Annotated in this window: 15 protein-coding genes and 3 pseudogenes; 6 read left to right on the forward strand and 12 right to left on the reverse strand. The window is 71.3% G+C overall.

Annotated elements, in window-relative coordinates; genetic code table 11:
- Positions 1 to 6: 6 nt before the first annotated feature.
- Positions 7 to 2,691 (reverse strand): AAA family ATPase, encoded by a 2,685-nt coding sequence (locus AB5L52_RS07520; protein WP_369363062.1) that lies wholly within the window; start codon positions 2,689 to 2,691, stop codon positions 7 to 9.
- Positions 2,692 to 2,937: 246 nt separating this feature from the next.
- Between AB5L52_RS07520 and AB5L52_RS07525 the strand changes: the two are divergent.
- Together AB5L52_RS07525 and AB5L52_RS07530 are read left to right on the forward strand one after the other, a co-directional pair.
- A pseudogene (locus tag AB5L52_RS07525) lies at positions 2,938 to 3,401 on the forward strand (MFS transporter); the annotation flags it as partial.
- A gap of 67 nt (positions 3,402 to 3,468) precedes the next feature.
- Positions 3,469 to 3,798: pseudogene (locus tag AB5L52_RS07530) on the forward strand (anhydro-N-acetylmuramic acid kinase); the annotation flags it as partial.
- Positions 3,799 to 3,868: 70 nt separating this feature from the next.
- Here the strand turns inward: AB5L52_RS07530 and AB5L52_RS07535 are convergent.
- Positions 3,869 to 4,015, reverse strand: a complete 147-nt coding sequence (locus AB5L52_RS07535; RefSeq protein WP_369369087.1) for a hypothetical protein — start codon at positions 4,013 to 4,015, stop codon at positions 3,869 to 3,871.
- Positions 4,016 to 4,119: 104 nt separating this feature from the next.
- Here AB5L52_RS07535 and AB5L52_RS07540 point away from each other — a divergent pair, with 104 nt between their 5' ends.
- Positions 4,120 to 5,217 carry a DUF2510 domain-containing protein gene (locus AB5L52_RS07540; protein ID WP_369363063.1) on the forward strand — a complete coding sequence of 366 codons (1,098 nt, stop codon included), beginning with the start codon at positions 4,120 to 4,122 and terminating at the stop codon, positions 5,215 to 5,217.
- Between the two features lie 239 nt (positions 5,218 to 5,456).
- Here the strand turns inward: AB5L52_RS07540 and AB5L52_RS07545 are convergent, their stop codons facing one another.
- On the reverse strand, positions 5,457 to 6,071 hold the full coding sequence (locus AB5L52_RS07545) for a TetR/AcrR family transcriptional regulator C-terminal ligand-binding domain-containing protein (RefSeq protein WP_351029881.1): 615 nt from the start codon (positions 6,069 to 6,071) through the stop codon (positions 5,457 to 5,459).
- Between the two features lie 242 nt (positions 6,072 to 6,313).
- Here AB5L52_RS07545 and AB5L52_RS07550 point away from each other — a divergent pair, with 242 nt between their 5' ends.
- Positions 6,314 to 7,117 carry a phosphatase PAP2 family protein gene (locus AB5L52_RS07550; RefSeq protein WP_369363064.1) on the forward strand — a complete coding sequence of 268 codons (804 nt, stop codon included), beginning with the start codon at positions 6,314 to 6,316 and terminating at the stop codon, positions 7,115 to 7,117.
- The gene (locus AB5L52_RS07555; RefSeq protein WP_369363065.1) at positions 7,114 to 8,127 is read left to right on the forward strand and encodes a hypothetical protein; all 1,014 of its coding nucleotides are present in this window, start codon (positions 7,114 to 7,116) and stop codon (positions 8,125 to 8,127) included. The genes AB5L52_RS07550 and AB5L52_RS07555 overlap by 4 nt, the downstream gene beginning before the upstream one ends.
- Positions 8,128 to 8,223: 96 nt before the next feature.
- On the opposite strand, the gene AB5L52_RS07560 is transcribed toward AB5L52_RS07555, so the two are convergent.
- Positions 8,224 to 9,090 (reverse strand): phospholipid scramblase-related protein, encoded by an 867-nt coding sequence (locus AB5L52_RS07560; protein WP_369363066.1) that lies wholly within the window; start codon positions 9,088 to 9,090, stop codon positions 8,224 to 8,226.
- A gap of 66 nt (positions 9,091 to 9,156) precedes the next feature.
- Positions 9,157 to 11,205, reverse strand: coding sequence for a phosphocholine-specific phospholipase C (locus AB5L52_RS07565; protein ID WP_369363067.1), 2,049 nt, complete (start codon positions 11,203 to 11,205; stop codon positions 9,157 to 9,159).
- A gap of 387 nt (positions 11,206 to 11,592) precedes the next feature.
- On the opposite strand from AB5L52_RS07565, the pseudogene AB5L52_RS07570 reads away from it, so the two are divergent.
- A pseudogene (locus tag AB5L52_RS07570) lies at positions 11,593 to 11,697 on the forward strand (oxidoreductase); the annotation flags it as partial.
- A 16-nt stretch (positions 11,698 to 11,713) separates the two neighbouring features.
- On the opposite strand, the gene AB5L52_RS07575 reads toward AB5L52_RS07570, so the two are convergent.
- The 7 genes from AB5L52_RS07575 to AB5L52_RS07605 form a co-directional block, all read right to left on the reverse strand.
- Entirely contained in the window at positions 11,714 to 13,849 is a 2,136-nt protein-coding gene (locus AB5L52_RS07575; RefSeq protein ID WP_369363068.1) for a glycosyl hydrolase family 28-related protein, read from the reverse strand.
- Positions 13,850 to 13,961: 112 nt separating this feature from the next.
- Positions 13,962 to 15,569, reverse strand: a complete 1,608-nt coding sequence (locus AB5L52_RS07580) for a glycoside hydrolase family 13 protein (RefSeq protein ID WP_369363069.1) — start codon at positions 15,567 to 15,569, stop codon at positions 13,962 to 13,964.
- Between the two features lie 33 nt (positions 15,570 to 15,602).
- Positions 15,603 to 16,478 (reverse strand): carbohydrate ABC transporter permease, encoded by an 876-nt coding sequence (locus AB5L52_RS07585; protein ID WP_369363070.1) that lies wholly within the window; start codon positions 16,476 to 16,478, stop codon positions 15,603 to 15,605.
- Entirely contained in the window at positions 16,475 to 17,431 is a 957-nt protein-coding gene (locus AB5L52_RS07590) for a carbohydrate ABC transporter permease (protein WP_369363071.1), read from the reverse strand. Before AB5L52_RS07590 ends, AB5L52_RS07585 begins: the two co-directional genes overlap by 4 nt.
- Before the next feature lie 5 nt (positions 17,432 to 17,436).
- Positions 17,437 to 18,789, reverse strand: a complete 1,353-nt coding sequence (locus AB5L52_RS07595) for an ABC transporter substrate-binding protein (RefSeq protein WP_369363072.1) — start codon at positions 18,787 to 18,789, stop codon at positions 17,437 to 17,439.
- A gap of 144 nt (positions 18,790 to 18,933) precedes the next feature.
- Positions 18,934 to 19,941 carry a LacI family DNA-binding transcriptional regulator gene (locus tag AB5L52_RS07600; RefSeq protein ID WP_369363073.1) on the reverse strand — a complete coding sequence of 336 codons (1,008 nt, stop codon included), beginning with the start codon at positions 19,939 to 19,941 and terminating at the stop codon, positions 18,934 to 18,936.
- A 131-nt stretch (positions 19,942 to 20,072) separates the two neighbouring features.
- Entirely contained in the window at positions 20,073 to 20,753 is a 681-nt protein-coding gene (locus AB5L52_RS07605) for a hypothetical protein (RefSeq protein ID WP_351025223.1), read from the reverse strand.
- Positions 20,754 to 20,960 lie beyond the last annotated feature (207 nt).

Here is a 20,960-nt window from a genome sequence, read left to right on the forward strand (position 1 = left end):
CAAGCCCTACCGCAGCCCCCGCCCCGTCTCCAGCACCTCCCTCGCCTGGGCCACGAGGCCGTCCGCGCCGCAGGCCCGGGCGAGGTCCAGGCCCCGGCCCAGTTCCGTGGCGGAGCGGGCGGCGATGCCGTACTCGACGCGGGCCGCCGCGTGTTCGTACTGGCAGGGGGAGGCTTCGAGGTAGGTGACGGCCTGGGCGGCGAGCTGGACCGCGCGGCCGCCGGTCTCCAGGGCGGCGGCACAGCGCAGGGCCTCGCCGATGGCGGTGTCCGTGCCGAAGCGTTCGGCCTGCCTGCGGGCATCGGCGGCGAGCTGGGCGGCGCGGACCGGGTCCTGGCCGGCGAGGGCCTTGGCGAGGTCGATGGACCACGAGGAGAGGACCGGGTTGTGGCCGCCGCGCGAGGTGGCCGTCTTCTCGGCCGCCTCCAGTTCGTTGATGCCCTCCTCGTTACGGCCGACGGCGAGCAGGAGCCGGCCGCGTACGCAGCGGATGTCGGGCAGCACGATGGTGGACGGGTAGGGCGGTGCGAAGCCGTACTGCTCGGCGATCGACCAGGCCTCGTCGATCCGGCCGCGGGCCAGCAGCGTGTCGACGAGGCCGCAGGTCGCCGACCAGTACAGCGGCAGTCGGCGGCCGACGCGTTCGGCGAGGACCAGGGCCTCGCGCAGGGTGGACTCGGCGTCGCGCAGCCGGCCCTGTCTGCGGTAGGCGAGCCCGAGGAAGGCGTTGGCCAGGGAGAGGTGGCCGCCGCGCCAGCCGGCGGTGGTGTAGGCGCGCAGGGCCTCGGCGAAGAGACTCTCGGCGCGGTCGAGCCGGTCGGCGTAGGCGTACGCGCTGCCGAGCATCATCAGCAGCTCGATGCCCCACTCCTGGTCGGTCCAGCCGAGGCCGGGCGCCAGGCGGCCGTTGACCAGCGCGCGGTCGCACAGTTCGAGGACCTCTTCGGCGCTCTCGCCGTGGGTCATGGCGTCGAAGCCGCGCAGTATGAGCAGGGCGCGTTCGGCGTTGTCGCGGCCGGTGCAGGTGCTCGCGAGTTCGGCCAGGCGCCTGGAGCGGGCCGCGGAGACGGTCTCGCCGTGGATGCCCTCCCACATGAACTGCACGGCCTGCAGCCGCAGCCGGACGGAGCCCGGTTCGTGCCGGGCCGCCTCGACCTCGACGGTGCGGACGGCCTCCTCCAGCTGGTCGTTGTGGAGCAGGGCCTGGGAGAGCCGGACCACCGCGTCGACCCGCCGCTCGCCCTCGAGGCCGGGCATGCCGAGGGCCTGCTGGAGGTGCTCGATGGTGACGGCGGGTGCCGTGAGCAGGGTGGCGCAGCCCAGTTCGTACTGGACGTGGGCGTGCACCTCGGGGAGCGGGGGCTCCTGCAGGGCGCGTTCGAGGCAGGTGCGGGCCGCGTCGGGCGCGCCGACGGCGAGGTGTTCGCGGGCCGCCTCGCGCAGCTGGTCGACGAGTTCCTCGTCGCCGTCCGGGTGCACCTTGAGCAGGTGCCGGGCGGCCTGGGCGGCGCCGCGGCCCAGCTCGGTGATGATCTGGGCGGCCACGCCGTGCATGGCGGTGCACACGCCGGACGGGATGGAGTTGTAGACGGCGGTGGCGATCAGCGGGTGGACGAACTCCAGCTCGCCCTCCTCGCGTTCGGTGCCGGCCGCGGGCTCGGCCTCGGTGAGGATGCGGGCGTTGCAGAGCAGGTCGGCGCAGTGCCGGGCGATGGCCTCGTCCATGGTGGCGAGGCGGGCGACCATGTCGACGGTGATGCCGGCGCCGAGGATGGCGGCCGCCCAGGCGAACTGGGTGGCCTCCAGGCCGAGTCCCTTGAGCCGGTCGACCAGCCCGCCGCCGCGGGCCGCGCGGTTGAGGGCGCGCAGCTCCCCGGCCCGGCCCTCGACCGGCGGGAGTTCGCTGTCCTGCACCTTGGCGAGGAGTTCGACGGTCTCGTAGGGGTTGCCCGCGGTGACGGCCCAGACCTCGCGGCAGAACGCGTCGTCGGCATGCCGGCCGAGGGTGGCCCGGGTGAGTCCCGCGGAGGCGTCGGGGGTGAGGGCCCGGAGGTTGTTGACGGGCCGGCCCGCGGCGGCGGCCACCGCGTCGAGGTGGCGGGCGCTGTCGCCGCTGACCTCGCCGGGCCGGCGGGCGACCACGACGAGGACGGAGACGTCGTCGAGGCGTTCGGCGAACGCGGCGAGCCAGCGCAGGGTCTCCTGGTCCGCCCAGTGCGCGTCGTCGATCAGCAGCACGAGCGGCCACTCGCGGCGGGCCAGCCGGCGTACCGCCGCGACGAGTCCGTCGCACACGTACTGCGGGTCGGCGCTGCCCTCCTGCGGGTCGACTATGCCGAGGGCCGGGCCCGCGATGTCGTACCAGTCGCCGAGGTACTCCCGGGCCTCCTCCGGCAGCAACGACAGCAGGGCGGGCTGGAGCAGCTGCCGCACCACGTTGAACGGGACGGATTTCAGCGTCTCCGCGCCGCGCGCGGCCCACACCGCACAGCCGCGGCGTTCGGCGATACGGCGGGTCTCGGCCAGCAGTGCGGTCTTGCCGAGCCCCGCCTCGCCGCGGAGCACCAGCAGACCACCTGCCGACTGCTGATCGGCGCACAGGAGGTCGAGTGCCTGCGCGACGGTGGCGATCTCCGCGTCCCGCTCCCACAGGGAAGCCGAGGCGGCCGCCGGCGGCCTTCCCTCCGTCATCCCGTTACCTCCCCAAGGTCGCCCGAATGACGTACAGACCATGAGCCTAGCCGTCCGGTGGGATGTGTGGTGGCCGGTCGGGGCAGCTGTTGCCCTGGTGGGTGAAAGTGGGTGCGGCCGGGCGACGCCCACCCGCCCGGAGCAGCCGGTCAGCAGCGGACGGAGCGTCAACCTCGGTCGGCACGACATCGGTTCCGGGTGTCGGCGCGCCCGGTCGTGGGCGGGTGGTGCGCGCGGTGACGGCGGGGGTCGGCGGGCAACCTCGTCGAGTGGTACGAGTTCGGCGTCTACGGCGTTCTGGCCACGGTGCCGCCGGAGCGGTTCTTCGCCCCGGCGAGCGGCGGCCGGTGCTGATCGGGGTGGTCTGCCTGATGACGGATGCGACGACGCTGATCGGCGCACTGCCGACGTACGCCACCGCGGGCGCCCTCGCGCCGTGGCTGCTGACCTTCCTGAGAGTGAGTCAGGGCCTTTCGGCCGGCCGGGAGTTCGGTGGTGCGCGGGCGGTGCTGACGGAGTTCGCGCCTCCGGGGCGGCGGGGGCTGTACGGGGCGTGGCAGTCGTTCACGATGGCGCTGGGGCTGCTCTCCGGCGCGGGCGTGGCGGTTCTGACGGCCACCCTCCTCACGGCTTCCCGACTGGCCTCCTGCGGCCGGCGGTTGCCGTCCCCGCCGGCGTTGCCGCTCGGTCTGGTCGCGCTGTGGCTGCGGGCCGGGCTGACGCGGCGGATGTGCGGCGTACGACGCGGACGGTGCCCCGGCCCGGCGCGGGCGGCCCGTGCGGCGGCTGCTGGATCGGCTGCTCGCGGAGCCGTACTACGCGCCGGCGCCGCCGAAGACGACCGGCAAGGGGGTGTTCCACGCCGGATATCTGCGCGCGGCCGGGCTGTTCGACGGGTGTCCGCCCGCAGGACGCGCCGGCCACGCTCGCCCTGCTGACGGCGCGGACGATCGCGGACGCGGTGCGGTTCGTGGGGGCCACCGAGGTCGTCGCGTCCGGCGGGGCGTCCGCAACCCGGTGCTGACCGGGATGCTCCGGGAGCGGCTCGCACCGGTCCCGGCGCGTGCCTCGGACGAACTGGGGCTGCCCGCCGCCGCGAAGGAGGCGTACGCCTTCGCGGTCCTCGGCTTCCTGACCGTCCACGCCTGCCCGGCACCGATCCGCGCAGCACGGGCACTCACCGGCCGAGCGTGCTGGGGTCGCCGACCCCGGGCAGGGACGGCTTCCGCCTGCCGCCCGCTGCGGCGCGCGCGCCGGTGCGGTTGGTGGTGAAGGGGTAGCGGTCGGGGCCGAGTCCACCGCCGTGTGCGGGGAGGCCGGTCACCGTCCTGTGACGAGGGAAGAATCACGGCGGCGAAATGTCCGGTCCGGCCGTTCGGCGGCAGATCCTCTCATCCCCCTTTCACGGTCGCCTCATACGGTGGGGGCATGACGCAGGTGACTCCCCCCGGGTGGTACCCCGACCCCGGGCAGACGAACGACGGTCCGCCCACCGAGCGCTGGTGGGACGGCAAGGCCTGGACGGACCGGACCCGCCCCGCCGGGACGGCCGCCCCGTGGGGACCGCCGTCGCAGCCGCCGACGGCCGGCGGCCCGGAGCAGCCGGCGCATCCGACGGCGCCCGCCGCGCCCTTCGCGTACGGCGCGCAGCCCGGGAATCCGCGGTATCCGGGCTACCCCGCCCCGGCGCCGACCGGGTCCCGGCGCGGTCTGCGGACCGGTATCGCCGTCACGGCGGCGGTCGCGGTCCTGGCGAGCATCGGAGTCGGCGTGTACCTCCTGTCCAAGGGCGACGGCGGCGACGACGCCCGGGCCGGGGCGCGGCCAGGGGTCACCGGCGGACAGAACGGCGGGGCCGACGGCGGCTTCGGCGGTCCGGGCGGGACCGGAGGTTCGGGAGGTTCGGGAGGGCAGGGGAGTTCCGGGGGCTCAGGAGGGCCGGGCGGGTCCGGCGGGGCCTCGCCGTCGCCGGATCCGTCCGAGGCGCCCAAGGTGAAGGGCGGCGGCACCGTGGCGGACCCGGTCAACGGCATCAGCCTGCTGGTGCCCGAGGGCTGGACCGGGCGGACGATCAGCGTCGGCGCGCAGATCACCTCCGACGATTCCTACAAGTGCCCGGGCAACTCCGCCGAGACCTGTACCTCGGGCGGCGCCTACACGGCTCCGGCCCAGGCGCTGGGCATCGACGGCGACACTCCCGAGGCGGTCGCCAGGGCGGACATCGCGGCCAACGCGAAGCAGTCCTACGGCGGCACCATGTACGGCAGCATCACCTCGCACCAGGAGCTGGGCTCCGGGGCGGTGACGGTGGCCGGGGAGAAGGGGTACATGGTGCGCTGGAAGGCGGTCACCAGCAAGGGCGCCGACGGCTGTGTCGAGTCGGTCGCCTTCCCCTCGCCCGATGACGCCAAGCAGATCGTGGTGGTGCGCTTCGGCATCGACGTCGGTCAGAAGACGTCGGTCATCGACGACATCCTGAAGGGGATCAAGGTCTCGTCCGGCAGCGGCAACGGCCAGGACGTCTGATCGGCACCCCAGGGGAAACGACGTCCTCTCGGCGCCCCGGGCGGCCTGCCGTCCGGTCGGCACCCCAGGGGCACGGCGCCTGCCTGATCGACGCTCCCCGGGACATGATGCGGCCGGGTGGGACTCCTCTCCGCTCAAGGAGGAGCCCCACCCGGCCGGGGGGTGCGCGCCGCCCCCGTCCCCACGGTGCGGCGCGGACAGGTCGCCGTCCGGTCATCCCGTGAACGGCGGCCTGGGTCTCAGGTCAGCCCGAGCGTGGGCAGCACGGTGGCCTCCACGAACCGGGTGAGATAGTCGGCGTCGGCGTACTGGCCACTGAGCACCGGCCGGACGCGCAGCACGCCGAACATCATCGCGGGGATGTACTCCAGCGCCGGATGGTCCGCACGGACCTCACCCCGGGCCACTCCCCGCGCCAGCATGTCCTGCAGCGCGACGATCTCCGGTTGCACCAGTGCCTCGCGCAGCGCCTCGGCCAGCTCCTTGTCGGCCGTCCACGCGTGCCCCAGTGCCTGCAGCAGCTTGGTGTCCTCGCCGGACCAGTCGCCCGCGGCCCGCGCGGCCCGGCGCAGGTCCTCGGCGAGCGATCCGGTGTCGATGCCGGCGAAGCGCACCTTGCGGTTGGCGCGCAGCGCGGCCGCGACGAACTGCGGCTTGGTCTTCCACTGCCGGTAGAGCGTGGACTTGCTGCACCGGGTGCTGGCGGCGACGCCCTCCATGGTCACGGATTCGTAGCCGCACTCGCGGATCTGTTCCAGCACGGCGTCGAAGAACTCCCGCTCACGCTCGGGCGTGATCTTGGAGCGGCGCGAGGCGACGACCGTCTCCGGTCCGTCCGCGTCCTGCGACGTCATGCGGTGCTTCCCCTCACTCGTGTTCCGTGGGCCCTTCCCGCACGTCCCGCTGAAGCGGCGCTGTAGCGGCACGCCCGACCCTGTCTCCAGTGTGTCGCACATCAATCGATACGCCAGTGTACCGGTACTCGACCGTATCGGTACACTGACGTATCGGTACGATGGCGTATCGATGAGCTTCGGCCCAGTCCGGGGCTCGCACGCACCACCACACGCACCACCGTCAACGAGGGGGCCGGGGGATGAATGCCCGAACCGAGCCTGCAGAAGCAGCAGCGGAGCCGCCGGGCGCGATAGCGCGCCCGGCACTCATACGTGAGCTTCTGCTGGTCGCGGGGCTCTTCCTCGTCTACAAGGTCGGCCGGCAGCTGGCCACGGGCCACACCGGCAACGCCTTCCGCAACGCCCACCGCGTGTGGGACCTGGAACGGACGCTGCACCTCCCGCAGGAGAACGCCGTGCAGTCCGCACTGCTGCACGGCGACACCCTCGTCCGCCTCGCGAACACCTACTACGCCACCGTCCACTTCCCGGCGACGCTCGCCTTCCTGGTCTGGCTGTATCTGCGCAGGCCCGCGCACTACCTGTGGGCCCGCCGGGTCCTCGCGGTCGTCACCACGGCCGCGCTCGTGCTCCCGTTCACGTTCCCGCTGGCGCCGCCCCGGATGCTGACCGGCACCGGCCTGGTGGACACCGCCCGCGTCTACGGCCCGTCGGTGTACGGCCCGCCGTCCAGCGACCAGCTGTCCAACCAGTTCGCGGCGATGCCCTCGCTGCACTTCGGCTGGGCGCTGATGGTGGCGATCGGCCTGATCGTGGCCACCCGGTCCCGGTGGCGCGGGCTGTGGCTGCTGCACCCGCTGATCACCCTGCTGGTGATCGTGGGCACGGCGAACCACTACTGGCTCGACGCGATCGTCGCGACGGCCATGCTCGGCATCGCCCTCGCCGTGATCCATCCGCCGCTCCGGCCGGCCACCACGGCGGGACACGGCGCCGGCCGCCTCGCACCGCGCGAGCGCGTTCTCGCGGGAGCGGGCCGATGAGCGCCGCCGCCGTGATCGCCGTCGTGCTCTCCCTCGTCTCCGCGATCGCCTACGCCCTGGCCGCCGTCGCCCAGGAGCGCCTCGCCTCCCGCACCGCCGGCACTGGCCTGCTGCGGCTGCTCGGCACCGGAGCCTGGTGGTCGGCGGTCGGCCTGAACGCGGGCGCGGCCCTGCTGCACGTCGTCGCCCTCAGGTACGGTCCGCTCACTCTCGTCCAGCCGCTGGGCGCGCTCACCCTGGTCGCCGCCGTGCCGCTCGGCGCGCGGGCGGCCGGGCGCCGGGTCAGCGCGGTGGAGTGGCGCGGTACGGCGCTGACGCTGCTCGGGCTCGCCGCGCTGCTGGTCACCGCCTCCGGTCCGGCGCCCGAGCGGGTGCTGTCCCTGACCGAGGCGCTGGCGGTCGCCGGTACGACCGCGGCCGCGATCGGCATGCTCTCCCGGCCCGGCGCCCGGCCGGGCCTCCGGCATGCGACGGCGTCCGGTTTCGCCTCCGGTGTCGCCTCTGCACTGACCCAGACGGTGACCGTGGCGGCGACCGAGCGCACGGGCCCGGTGCTGAGCACCGAGGTGATCGTGGTCGCCGTGCTCGTCGCCGCGTTCGCCGTCGGCGGGCTGCTGCTGTCGCAGACCGCCTACCGGGGCGGCCTCGGCGCCCCGCTGGCCGTGGTCACCCTCGCCAATCCGGTGGCCGCCGCGGTCATCGGCCTCACCCTGCTCGGCCAGGGACTGCAGGGCGGCGCGGCCGGCGTGCTGCTGGCCCTCGCCGGAGCGGGCCTCGCCTCCTGGGGTGTGGTCCTGCTCACCCGGGTCGCACCGGAGGCCGGACCAGAGCCGGTGGACGAGGACGAGGAGCACCCCGTGGCCGTGGTCCTGGCCCTGGAACCGGGCACGGCGGCCACCGAACCGGCACTGGTACCACGCCGGCCGGAACAGCCGCTGGTGCCACGGCAGCCGCAGAGGCCACCGGTCCCGCGGCAGCCGGAACAGCCGGGACACCTCACGTCGCTGTGAGAGTCACTGTGAGAACGGACGGCGGCCGGTGCGCATCCCTTCGCGCACCGGCCGCCGTTGTCGTACTCCCCTGCCGTTTCCCCCGTGGGGACCTGCTCAGTTCCAGCCTCGCGAGTCCTGCTTGAGCGCGGTGTCGACGGTCAGGGCCGTCGCCACCACGAGGCTCAGCAGCGGCTCGGGCAGCTGGTAGTGGATCTGCAGGACGTAGTTGTCCGCGGTCGTGAAGAGCGTCTTGGCGAGGCCCTCCCAGGTCTTGGTGATCCGGGCGACCTCGTTGTCCGCGTGGTCGACGATCGCGAAGTTCCAGGCCCGCCAGTTCTCCGCCTTGATCGCGCCGACCTGCTGGCCGTTCGCGTTCATCGCGAAGTTGATCTTGCCGATCATGTTCTGCTGGACGATCTCGCCGACCTGCGAGCCGTCCGGACGCGTCACGATCACGCGGGACTTGAAGATCTTCGCGGGCCGGGTCAGCAGCAGCTGCGGCTGGCCGTAGGCGTCGCGGATCTCCAGCTTGTGGGTCAGGAACTGGTCCCAGCTGGAGAGGAATCGGAAGATCTTCCGCAGCGCGCCCTGCCCGACCTCGGTCACCGAGCCGATGTCGCGGCCGTTCTGATCCATGACCTTGTACTCGTTGGTCACCTCGATCAGCTTGGCCTTCTGGTTCACGACCAGGACGGGCTCGGTGAAGAGGGTGCCGCCGCCAGGGCCGCCGGCCGCGACCCCGGCCTGGCGCTGCACCTGGCGCTGCACCCTGGGGTCGGCGGTCTGCGCCTGCGGCGCGCCGTACTGCTGGGGGGCAGCCTGCTGCTGGGGAACGGCCTGCTGTTGCGGCACCTGACCGGCAGGCGCCTGGTCCTGGTGGGTGTGCTCGGTCCACTGCACGCCGTCCCAGTAGCGGAGAGCCTGCGGCGCTCCGTGCGGATCCGGGTACCAGCCTGCAGGAGTGTTCGAATGCGTGGTCACCGGGGCACACTACCCTGATCTGACCGGTACCTGACCAGTCCGCACGGAGCGGTGTTCATCGCTCGTTCACTCCGTGGCGATCGCCGGATCGCTGACCCCGGGACGCCCGTTCTCGACGTGCCCCGCGAAGCCCCGCAGGAACGCCGGATCGGCGTCGCAGGTGACCGTCACGTCGTACCAGCGCTTGCTCGCGGTGAGGTCGACGGTGTGCTTGACGGTCGCGCCGGGCCGCACGCTCACGGCGGCCGGGCTGCCGCCGTACCCGTTGACCAGCTTCAGCTTCACGGTACCGGAACCCTTGTTGGTGAAGGTGAGTTCCAGGTGGTCGCCGACGTGCCGGGCGGTCGCCTCCGGTCCCGCTGCCTTGCCCTTGCCCTTGAAGACGCGCAGGAAGCCGTTGGGGCCGTGCACGGTGAGGTCGTGGAGGCCGGCGGAGTAGACCGAGTTCCAGGTGTCCGAGAGGGACTTGCCGGCCTCGGTGGTGTAGGTCCAGGGGCCGTCGGTGCGGTTGCCGGAGGTCACGAGGAAGCCGGCGCCCGCGTGCGCCCCCGAGGCGAACGTGAGCGTGAGCTTGCCGGCCGCGGTGTCCGCGGAAGCGTCCACCAGCGGGGCGTACTTCAGTGGGCGGGTGGGCCGGTGGCCGCGCTCCTGCTTGGGCAGGGCGGGGTTGGCGGGCGGCTTCGGCACATAGTCGGGGTGCCGGTTGTGGTCCGGCGGCTCATAGGCGGTCGTGGACGGCAGCGCGACCGGCTTGATGTCTTTCCGAGAGAAGTCGAAGGCGCTGGTCAGGTCGCCGGTGATGGCGCGACGCCAGGGCGAGACGTTCGGCTCGTGCACACCGAAGCGGCCCTCGATGAACCGGATGATCGAGGTGTGGTCGAAGGTCTCGGAGCAGACATAACCGCCCTTGCTCCACGGGGAGACGACGAGCATCGGCACCCGCTGGCCGAGGCCGTAGGCGCCGGCGACATGACCGGCGTCGCCCTTGAACAGGTCGAGCGAGGCGTCCACGGTCGACTTGCCCTGAGCGGCGGAGGCCGGCGGGAAGGGCGGGACGACGTGGTCGAAGAAGCCGTCGTTCTCGTCGTAGGTGATGAACAGCGCGGTCTTGCCCCAGACCTCGGGGTCGGCGGTGAGCGCGTCCAGGACCTGGGAGACGTACCAGGCGCCGTAGTTGGCTGGCCAGTTGGGGTGCTCGGTGAAGGCCTCGGGGGCGACGACCCAGGAGACCTGGGGCAGCTTGCCGGCCTTGACGTCGGCCTTCAGCTGGTCGAAGAAGCCCTCGCCCTTCTTGGCGTCGGTGCCGGTGCGAGCCTTGTCGTACAGGGCGTCGCCGGGCTTGGCGTCGCGGTACTGGTTGAAGTACAGCAGCGAGTTGTCGCCGTAGTTGCCGCGGTAGGCGTCCTGGATCCAGCCCCAGGAGCCGGTCGCGTCGAGGCCGTCGCCGATGTCCTGGTAGATCTTCCAGGAGACCCCGGCCTGCTCCAGGCGCTCGGGGAACGTCGTCCAGCCGTAGCCCTTCTCGTCGTTGCCGAGGACCGGGCCGCCGCCCTTGCCGTCGTTGCCGACGTAACCGGTCCACATGTAGTAGCGGTTCGGGTCGGTCGAGCCCATGAAGGAGCAGTGGTAGGCGTCGCACAGGGTGAAGGCGTCCGCGAGCGCGTAGTGGAACGGTATGTCCTTGCGGGTCAGGTACGCCATGCTCGTGGTGCCCTTGGCCGGCACCCACTTGTCGTACTTGCCGCCGTTGAAGGCCGCGTGCGTGTCGTTCCAGCCGTGCGGCAGGTCCTGGATGAAGGCGAGGCCCAGGTCGTCGGCGTCGGGGTGGAACGGCAGGATGTCCTTCGTGCCGTCGGACTGCTTCCAGACGGACTTGCCGTTCTGCGTCACGGAGCGGGGGTCGCCGAAGCCGCGGACGCCGCGGAGCGTGCCGAAGTAGTGGTCGAAGGATCGGTTCTCCTGCATGAGGACGACGATGTGCTCGACGTCCTTGACCGTCCCGGTGCGGTGATGCGCGGGCAGCGCGGCGGCGCGCTGGATGCTGCCGTTCAGCGCGGTGAACGCCGTGGTGGCGCCCGCGAGTTGGAGGAAGCGGCGCCGGTTGACTTCGGGCATGAGTGTGAGGGTCCTCTCGTCCTGACGTACGTGATGCCGGCGTGATGCCGTCGCATTGCCGTCGTATTGCCGTGCAAATGACGGAATCTGCGCGGAGCGAGTGTTCCAAGAGCAACAAACGTCAGGGAAGGGTCTGGTGGCGTCTGTGTGAAACTCGGCGGTCCGTGCGGTGCCCCCGCTCCCCCAGGAAGCCTTCCATCAGGCGGAAGCCGGCATGGTGCGCCGCGCGGCACCTCCCGACGATGTGGCCATCACCACAGTGACCACCACCGCCGAGGGGAGCAGCAGCCATGCCGCATATCATCGCTTTCGCGAAGAATCAGTGGTACGTCGCCGCCTACAGCGCGGAGGACGGCGCCCCGGTCGCCCTGTGCCTCCTACCCGGTCGAGAAGCGGGACTCGGTCCTCCCCGAGGAGGAGCGGGCCGCGGGCGACACGATGATGGTCTGCGTGTCCCGGTGCCGGGGCGCCCGGTTCGTGCTGGATCTCTGACGCGCACGGGCCCGGCTCAGGACGTCTGATACGCCTCCACCTCGCTGAACTGCCCGGCCGGCCAGCCCGTGTTGGCGCTGACGGCGAGGCGGAGGTAGCGCAGGTCGCTGCCGCTCGGCACGGCGACGGTGGCCGTGTTGCCGGTGGCCGGGTCGAAGCGGTAGCCCTGGGCGCCGACGACCGTGGAGTAGTTCGAGCCGTCGGTGCTGCCGAGCACGGTGATGGTCTGGGTGCGGGCGCCCCAGGCCGAGGACGGCGGCAGCTTCAGCACCAGGCGGCGCACGGCGTAGGACGAGCCGAGGTCGACCGTCCAGGACTGCGGGAAGGCGTTGTTGGTCGACTCCCAGTAGGAGCCGGCATCGCCGTCGACCGCCTTCCCGGGCGTGTACACGTCCTGGGAGCCGGTCGCGCCGGCCGGCCGGCCCTTGGCGAGGTTGCGGTTCGGGTCGGGGTCGGGGTTGCCCTGGCCGGGCTGCGGCCAGGTGGAGCAGTCCGACCAGGTGCTGTTCCAGCCGGAGTTGCCGCCGCCGTCGGTGAGGGTGAAGGAGCCGGAGTTCGCCGGGTAGGGACAGTTGTAGATGCCGGCCGCTCCGACCTGGGTGGCGGTGACGTTCTTGAAGGCGGCCGCGCCCTGCGCCTCGGCCTGGACGACGACCGAACCGGTGTTCCGCACGGTCGCGCCGGTCACGTCGACGTTCCGCACCGCGTACCCGTGCCCGCCGCCGGAGACGAACTCGAAGGCGCTGTACGGGCTGTCGGTGATCGTGGTGTTGGTGATGTGCACGGTCGCGTTGATCGCGCTGTCGTAGGAGTCGACCCGCAGCGCACCCATCGGATGGTTCCAGTTGGGGTTCATCGCGCCGGTGCGCACCAGAGTGTTGCCGTCGACCGTGATGGTGCCGGAGAGCGGGGAGAAGGGGTCGAGGAACTTCTGGTTGGAGATCGCGATACCGCTGCCGAGGGCGTTGGTGTCGGAGATCAGGTTGTTCTTCACGGCGATGTCCGTGCCGCCGTAGATCGCGATGCCGTTGGCCAGGTTGGGCTGCGAGATCGTGTTGTTCTCGAAGCTGGAGTTCGTGTCCGGGGAGTACAGCGACCACATGGCGAGGGCGTCGTCGCCCTGGTTGCGCAGGAAGTTGTCGCGGACGACGACGCCCCTGGCGGTGCCGTTGAGGTTGATGCCGTCGGCGGTGGTGTCGAGGATGCGGTTGTTCTCCACGACCAGGTTGTCGTCGTTGCCCATCAGCCACATGCCGCACTTCATGTGCTGGATCCACATGCCGGAGACGGAGGAGTTCGGGCCGAGCGAGCCGTTGACGAAGTTGTCGGGGCTGGAGTCGACGCGCTCGGTGACCTCGCCGATGACGGCGAAGTCCTTGATGTGGGCGTTGCCGGAGGAGCTGGACTGGTCGATGAAGCGGGAGGTGTGCACGACCGAGTACCAGCTGCCGGCGCCCTGGAGGGTCACGTTCTGCACGCCGTTCAGGGAGGACGTGACGCGGTAGTCGCCCGGCGGGATCCACACCGTTCCGCCCTGCGCGGCGGCGATGGCGTCCCGGAAGGCCTGGGTGGAGTCGCCGGCGCCGGTGGGGTCGGCGCCCTTGGCCACGACGGACACCGAGCCGGCGGGCTGGGAGGCCGCCGCGGGCACCTGCTCGAAGTCGGCCACGTCGACGGTGACCTGGGTGCCGGTCGACTCGAAGGCGACCTTGTCGCCCGGCTGAATGTCCTGCCCGAGCAGCAGGCGCGCGTCGTCGAAGAAGTGATGCTGCTTCGCGCCGGGGATCCAACCGGTGTCGATGTAGGAGTACTTGGAGGTGACGGTCAGGGTCCGCGCGAGCCTGACCCCGTTGACGTAGACGTCGAGCGTGCCGGACTGGCCGTCCGCGACACTGTAGGAGACGTTGACGGCGTTGGCTGCCCGGGGCGCCGTGAACTCGACGCGCTGCCCGGAGGCGAGGCGCACGGCCTGTCGTCCGGAGGCCTCGGAGGCGAGGGTGCCCTGGGTGTAGTCGGGGCCGATCCTGGTGCCGGTGGTGGTCGCCGACTCCGCCTCCACCGAGCTGAAGGGGAGGCGGGCGCCGGCGGCCGCGTGGGCGGCGGGCGCGACGGCGACGAGCATGCCGACGGCGAGGGCCACAGCGGCCGCCATGACTGACATGACTGGCATGACTGGCATGTGCCTGACAGATCTGACCGTGGTGCTCTGCATGTGCCGATCCCTTCGGGGTGGGGGTGTGGGGACAGCTCGGCGCGGCGGCGGCTCAGCTCCGCAGCCAGGCCGCCGTGTCCTGCGGCAGCCGGCCCTTGTCGTCCAACGGGCCGCTGGCGAGGAGGAGTTGGGAGTATTCGGGGAGCTCGGCGGGGGCCGACGCGAGGTTGACCATGCAGGTCATGCCCTCGGCGCGCGTGAAGGCGAGCACACCTTCCGGTGCGGGCAGCCAGGTCAGCGGGCCGTCGCCGAAGAGGGGGCGAGCGGCGATCGCCCGGCGATAGAGGGTGAGCATGGAGTCCGGATCATCCTGTTGAAGGTCGACTGCATACGATGCCCAGTCGACCGGCTGCGGCAGCCAGGGCTCCTCGCGCGAACCGAATCCCGCATAGGGCATACCGGCCGCCCAGGGCAGCGGCACCCGGCAGCCGTCCCGGCCGGGGTCGGCTCCCTGCGAGCGGAAGTACATCGGATCCTGGATCCGGTCGACCGGGATCTCGGCCTCCGGCAGCCCCAACTCCTCCCCCTGGTACAGGTACACCGCGCCGGGCAGCGCCAGCGACAGCAGGGCGGCGGCCCGCGCCCGCCGGGTGCCGAGCGCCAGGTCGGTCGGGGTGCCGAAGGCCTTTGCGGCGAAGTCGAAGCCGGTGTCCGCGCGGCCGTAGCGGGTGACCGTGCGGGTGACGTCGTGGTTGCAGAGCACCCAGGTGGCCGGGGTGCCGACGGGGGCGTGCTCGGCGAGGGTGGTGTCGATGGCGGCGCGCAGCCGGTCGGCGTCCCAGGGGCAGGACAGGAAGGAGAAGTTGAAGGCGGTGTGGAGTTCGTCGGGGCGCAGATAGCGGGCGAAGCGTTCGGCGTCGGGCAGCCAGACCTCGCCGACGAAGACGCCGTCGTAGGCGTCGGCGACGGCGCGCCAGGAGCGGTAGATGTCATGGAGTTCGTCGCGGTCGACGAACGGGTGCGGCTCGGGGTGCGTGGCGAGGTCGGGCAGGTCCGGGTCCTTGGCGAGCAGGGCCGCGGAGTCGATGCGGACGCCGGCGACGCCGCGTTCGAACCAGAAGCGCAGGATGTCCTCGTGCTCCTGGCGTACCGCCGGGTGGGCCCAGTTGAGGTCCGGCTGCTCGGGTGTGAACAGGTGCAGGTACCAGTCGCCGTCGGCGAGGCGCGTCCAGACCGGTTCGGTGGAGCCGGCGAACTGGGACGGCCAGTCGTTGGGCGGGAGTTCGCCGTGTGCGCCGCGCCCGGGCCGGAAGTGGAACAGCGCGCGCTCCGGGCTGCCGGGCCCGGCGGCGAGCGCGGCCCGGAACCACCAGTGCCGGTCGGAGACGTGGTTGGGCACGATGTCGACGATGCTCCGGATGCCCAGCTCGCGTGCCTCGGCGATGAGTTTCTCGGCCTCGGCGAGGGTGCCGAAGGCCGGGTCGATGGCGCGGTAGTCGGCGACGTCGTAGCCGCCGTCCTTCAGAGGTGACACGTACCAGGGGGTGAACCACAGTGCGTGCACGCCGAGTTCGGCGAGATACGGCAGCTTGGCGCGGAGGCCCGCGAGGTCGCCGGTGCCGTCGCCGTCGCCGTCCGCGAAGCTGCGGATGTAGACCTGGTAGATGACGGCCGAGCGCCACCAGTCGCGGTCCGTTCGCGCAGGGATGGGCTGTCCCACGGAGCTTCCCTTTCTCTGGACGTGGCGGCGGCATCAGCCCTTGGTGCTGCCCGCGCTGATCCCGGCGATGATGTGCCGCTGGAAGACGAGGAACAGCGCCACCATCGGAACGCTGGCGATCACCATCGCGGCGATGAGCACGGTGAGCTGGATGTTCTGCGACAGCTGGACCAGGGCCACGCTGATCGGCTGCTTGTCGGTGTCGGAGAAGACCATCAGCGGCCACAGGAAGTCCTGCCAGACGGCGACCAGCGCGAAGATCGACACCACACCGAGGACCGGCCGGGACATGGGCAGCACCACCGACCACAGGATGCGCAGCTTGCCGGCCCCGTCGATCTCGGCGGCCTCCAGCACATCGCGCGGCAGCTGGTCGAAGAACCGCTTCAGCAGGTACAGGTTGAAGGCGTTGGCGACCGCCGGCAGCCAGATGCCGAGGGGGTCGTTGAGCAGGCTGGTGTGGATCAGTGGCAGGTCGGCGGCCGTCAGGTACTTGGGTACGACCAGCGCCTGTGCCGGGACCATCAGGGTGGCCAGGATGCCGCCGAGGATCACCTTGCCGAAGGCCGGGCGCAGCTTGGACAGGGCGTAGGCGGCGGCCGTGCAGAACACCAGCTGGAACGCCCAGGCGCCGGCGGCCTGGACGACGGTGTTCCACAGGTGCTGCGGGAGCTGCATCAGGTCCCAGGCGTCGCGGTAGCCGCCGAGGTGCCAGTGGTGCGGGACGAGCGTCGGCGGGGTCCGGGCCACCTCGTCGGGGGACTTCATCGCGCCGGTCACCATCCAGTAGACCGGGAAGAGGAAGGCGAGCGCGAAGAGGACGACGACGGCCGCGAACACCGTCCAGTAGACCGCCTTGCCGCGCGGGCGGGCGAGGGCGGCCGGGGAGATCAAGGTGCGCGTGCTCATGCCGTGTCCCCCTCGGTGCGGGTCAGCCGCAGATAGAGGGCGGAGAACGCGCCGAGCAGGGCCAGGAGCATGACGCTGAGGGCGCAGGCGCCGCCGAAGTCGTTGTAGAGGAAGGCGTATTTGTAGATGAGGTAGAGGACGGTCACCGTGGCGTTCTCCGGGCCGCCGCCGGTGATGACGAACGGTTCGGTGAACACCTGCATGGTGGCGATGATCTGAAGGAGCATCAGCATCAGGATCACGAACCGGGTCTGCGGGACCGTGATGTGCCTGACGCGCTGAAGCAGGTTCGCGCCGTCCAGTTCGGCGGCCTCGTACAGCTCGCCCGGGATGGACTGCAGGGCGGCGAGGTAGATCAGGACGGTGCCGCCCATGTTGGCCCAGGTCGCCACGATCACCAGGGAGATGAGCGCGGTGTCGGTGCCGTTGGACCAGTTGGACGTCGGCAGGTGCAGGAAGCGCAGCACCTCGTTGGCGAGGCCGGCTCCGGGGTCGTAGAACCACTTCCACAGCAGGGCGCTGACCACCGGCGGGATCATCACCGGGAGATAGACGACCACCCGGAAGAACGCCTTGGCGTGCCGCAGTTCGCCCAGGACGAGGGCGAGGAGGAAGGGGATCGCGAAGCCGATGAGCAGGGCCAGCAGGGTGAAGGTGAGGGTGTTGCGCCAGGCGGCGGTGAACTCCGGGTCGTGCCAGACGCGGGTGAAGTTGGCGGTGCCGACCCACTCGGGCTTCGAGCCTGGCGTGTACTTCTGGAAGGCGATGACGACCGCGCGGATCGCCGGGTACCAGGAGAACAGGGCGAAGCAGACCAGGCCGCCGAGGAGGAAGGCGTAGGCGCGGGCCTGGTCGAGCAGGCGGCGCCGCCTCCGGCCCCCTACCGGGGGCGGCGCCGGGACCGGGGGGACGGCGGCCTTCGTCACGAGCTGCCGCTCGGCCGTCTTCGTCATCGCGGTCAGCTCCGGGCCAGAATGCTGTCGATCTTGCCGGACGCGTCCTTGAGGAGCTGGTCCGGGTCGGCGTCCTTCTTGGTGAGGACCGCGGAGACGACGCCGTCGAGGACGGAGTAGAGCTGCTGGGCGTCCGGCGGCTCGATCTTCATCGTCAGCTGCTGGTTGCCGTCGAGGAAGGCTTGGTAGTTCTCCACCGGGACATTGGCGTTGGCCTTCTTGACCTGCTGGTCCCTGGCGTCGGCGGCGCCGGTGAACAGGCGCGGCTCGGGCAGGCCGACGGGGGCGTCGTGCTTCTTGGCGCGGGCGTAGTCGCCGAGGAAGCCCGATCCGGGGGTGAGGAACATGTGGTCGAGCCACTTCAGGCCGGCTCGGATCTGGGCGGGTGTGTCGTGCTTGTTGAACATGTAGCCGTCGCCGCCGATGAGGGTGGCCCTGCCGCCGGGCATGGGGCCGATGGCGATGTCGTCGTAGTGCGCGCCCTTCTCCTTGACCAGGATCGGGATGTTGTCGGGGGCGGCGAGATACATGCCGAGCCTGCCCGAACCCATCATCTGCTGCGCGTCGTTGATGACGAGGAGCTGCTTGCTGCCCATGGAGTCGTCGGTCCACCGCATGTCGTGCAGGTTCCGCAGGACGGCGTCGCCCTCGGGGGTGTCGATGGTGGCCTTCTTGCCGTCGGCGCCGACGACGTCGCCGCCCTGTGAGTACAGCTCGGCGGTGAAGTGCCAGCCGCCCTGGTTCTGGGCGCTGTAGTCGGCATAGCCGACGGTGCCGTCGCCGAGGGCGGCGATCTTCTTCGCGTCGGCGCGGACCTCGTCCCAGGTGGTGGGGGGCTTGTCGGGGTCGAGGCCGGCCTTGCGGAAGAGCTTGCGGTTGTAGATCAGCCCCATGCTGTATCCGGTGCGCGGTATGCCGTAGACCTTTCCGTCCACGGTGTAGATGTCCCGCAGCTGCTTCTGCAGCGTGCCGTAGGACTTCAGCTCTTTCAGGTACGGCGTGAGATCGGCCGCCTGGTGGATGTCCACGACGTGTTTGGCGTCGGTGAAGTACGTGTAGAAGACGTCTTCCATCTGACCGCCGCCGAGCTTGGCGTCGAAGGTCTTCGGGTCCTGGCAGGGGAAGGCGTCGTGCGCGACGACGTCGATGTCCGGGTGCTGCCGCACGAAGGAGGCGATGTCCTCCTCGAAGAACGTGCGGTCGACCTTGGCGCTCCTGGGCGGCTCGCAGTTGACGGTGATGCGTGTCCTGCCGCTCGCCGAGTCGCCGTCACCCGAGCCGCACGCGGTGACGGCGAGAGCGAGCGAGGAACAGACGCCGATCGCGACGACGGTACGGCGGAACCCGGTGCTTCTCATCGGTGGACCCCCTGATGGCACTCATGGCAGGAGCGGTGGGCGCCGCACACTCAAGCACCGCCGCCATCAGGTTGCAAGATATCGCGCAGATTCTGTAATTGTTCGACAGCAAGCCGGATCTGCTCGCGCTCAGTCGCGCAGGCTCTACCGCTCTCCGTCGCGCGGGGCTTGCGCGGTGGATCCGCGCACCACCAGCTCGGGTTCGAACAGCAGCTCCTCGGCGGGTACGGCGGTGCCGCCGATCTGCGCGTTCAGGAGCTCGACGGCCGCGCGGCCCATGGCCTCGATGGGCTGGCGGACGGTGGTCAGCGGGGGTTCGGTGCAGTTCATGAACGCCGAGTCGTCGTAACCGACAACGGAGATCCGGCCCGGGACGTCGTACCCCTTGCGGCGCGCGGCCCGGATCGCGCCCAGCGCCAGGGGGTCGCTGGCGCAGATGATGCCGGTGACTCCCCGCTCGATCAGCCGGGACGCGGCCGCGTGACCGCCCTCGATCGAGAAGATCGCCCGGGCGACGAACTCCTCCGGCAGCTCACCGGCGATCTCCCGCGCGGCGGCCAGCTTGCGCGCCGAGGGGACATGGTCGCCGGGGCCGAGGACCAGCCCGATGCGCTCGTGGCCGAGGGAGGCCAGATGCCGCCACGCCTGCTCGACGGCGACGGCGTCGTCGCAGGACACGCCCGGGAATCCGAAGTCGTCGATGGCCGCGTTGACCAGCACGACGGGGATGTTGCGCTCGGCGAGCAGCCGGTAGTGGGCGTGCGGGGCGTCCGCCTGCGCGTACAGACCGCCGGCGAAGACGACACCCGAGACCTGCTGCTGCAGCAGCAGGTCGACGTAGTCCGCCTCCGAGACGCCGCCCTTGGTCTGTGTGCACAGCACCGGGGTGAGTCCGAGCTGGGCGAGCGCGCCGCCGATGACCTCGGCGAACGCCGGGAAGATGGGGTTCTGCAGCTCCGGCAGGACCAGGCCGACGAGCCGGGCGCGCTCCCCGCGCAGCTGGGTGGGACGCTCGTAGCCGAGGACGTCGAGGGCCGTCAGCACCGCCTGCCGGGTGGCTTCGGAGACCCCGGGCTTGCCGTTGAGCACCCGGCTGACGGTCGCTTCGCTGACGCCGACCTTCTTCGCCACTTCCGCAAGCCGTCGTGTCATGTGCGCAAGCGTAGCGCAAGTAATGCAAGCGGCTTGCGTAAAGATGCGGGCGTGAGCCTGCGGTTCCGGAGGGGGTGGGGGTGCTCTTCCGACCCGGCGCCGCCGGCGACCTGAACGCCGGCGGTGCCGGGTCAGTCCTGGGGGGACGGGACGACCGTGAGGTGTCCTGCCGTGCCGCGCGGCAGCCGAGGCCGGCGCCGGCGGCGTACGGGCGCGGCGGGCCTGCGGTTCTCGCGCAGGACCAGCGACAGGCGCCGGTAGCCCAGCTCCCGCAGGATCTCCGGCGTCTCCTCCACGATGCGGCACTCGGTGGGGCCACGGCGCGGGTCGGGGTGGAACAGCAGCCGGACGGCCCCGTCGAGCCGGGTCGCGCTCTCGCCCACGGCCCGGATCCAGTGCGGCAGACCCTGCCGGTAGGCGGCCTCCATGAGCGGGTCCTGGGCGATGTCGCGGCGGATCGCCTGGAGTTCGTGATCGTGGCCGTACGTCTCCAGGGCGGACCTGAGGTGGGCGAGCATCGGCAGGCACCAGCCCTGCTCGTGCTCGGCGAGGACGGCGCCCGCGTCCGGGTGGAACAGGACGAACCGCAGGAAGTTGTCCCCGGGCATGGCCGTCGCCTGCGGGCGCACGCCACGGAAAAGTGTCTCGAACGCGCCGTTGGCCATGACCACGTCCCAGCGGTGGTCGACGACCAGGGACGGGCAGGCGAGGGCGTCCAGCAGGACGGCGTAGTCCTGCAGGTACGCCTGGCTCTCGCGGGTCTCGGGGACGGGCCGCGGTGCCGGCCGCTGCCCTCCTGCCTGATGTGCCATCGGGAGGTCACCCCTCTTGCCTCTGCGGCCTTCACGCGGCTCTGCGATCCTGCGGCTCACGACAAGTCCGTGTCAACTATCGTGGCATTTCATGCCGGTTGACGGCTGAAATTCGCCACAGTTGTGGCGACACCTGGATGTGAGTTCGAGGCACCCGCTACTCTCCGGGAAGTTCACGGCGATCGCCCGTGAGAATGTGAAACACGG

Source organism: Streptomyces sp. CG4 (assembly GCF_041080655.1).
GTDB lineage: Bacteria > Actinomycetota > Actinomycetes > Streptomycetales > Streptomycetaceae > Streptomyces.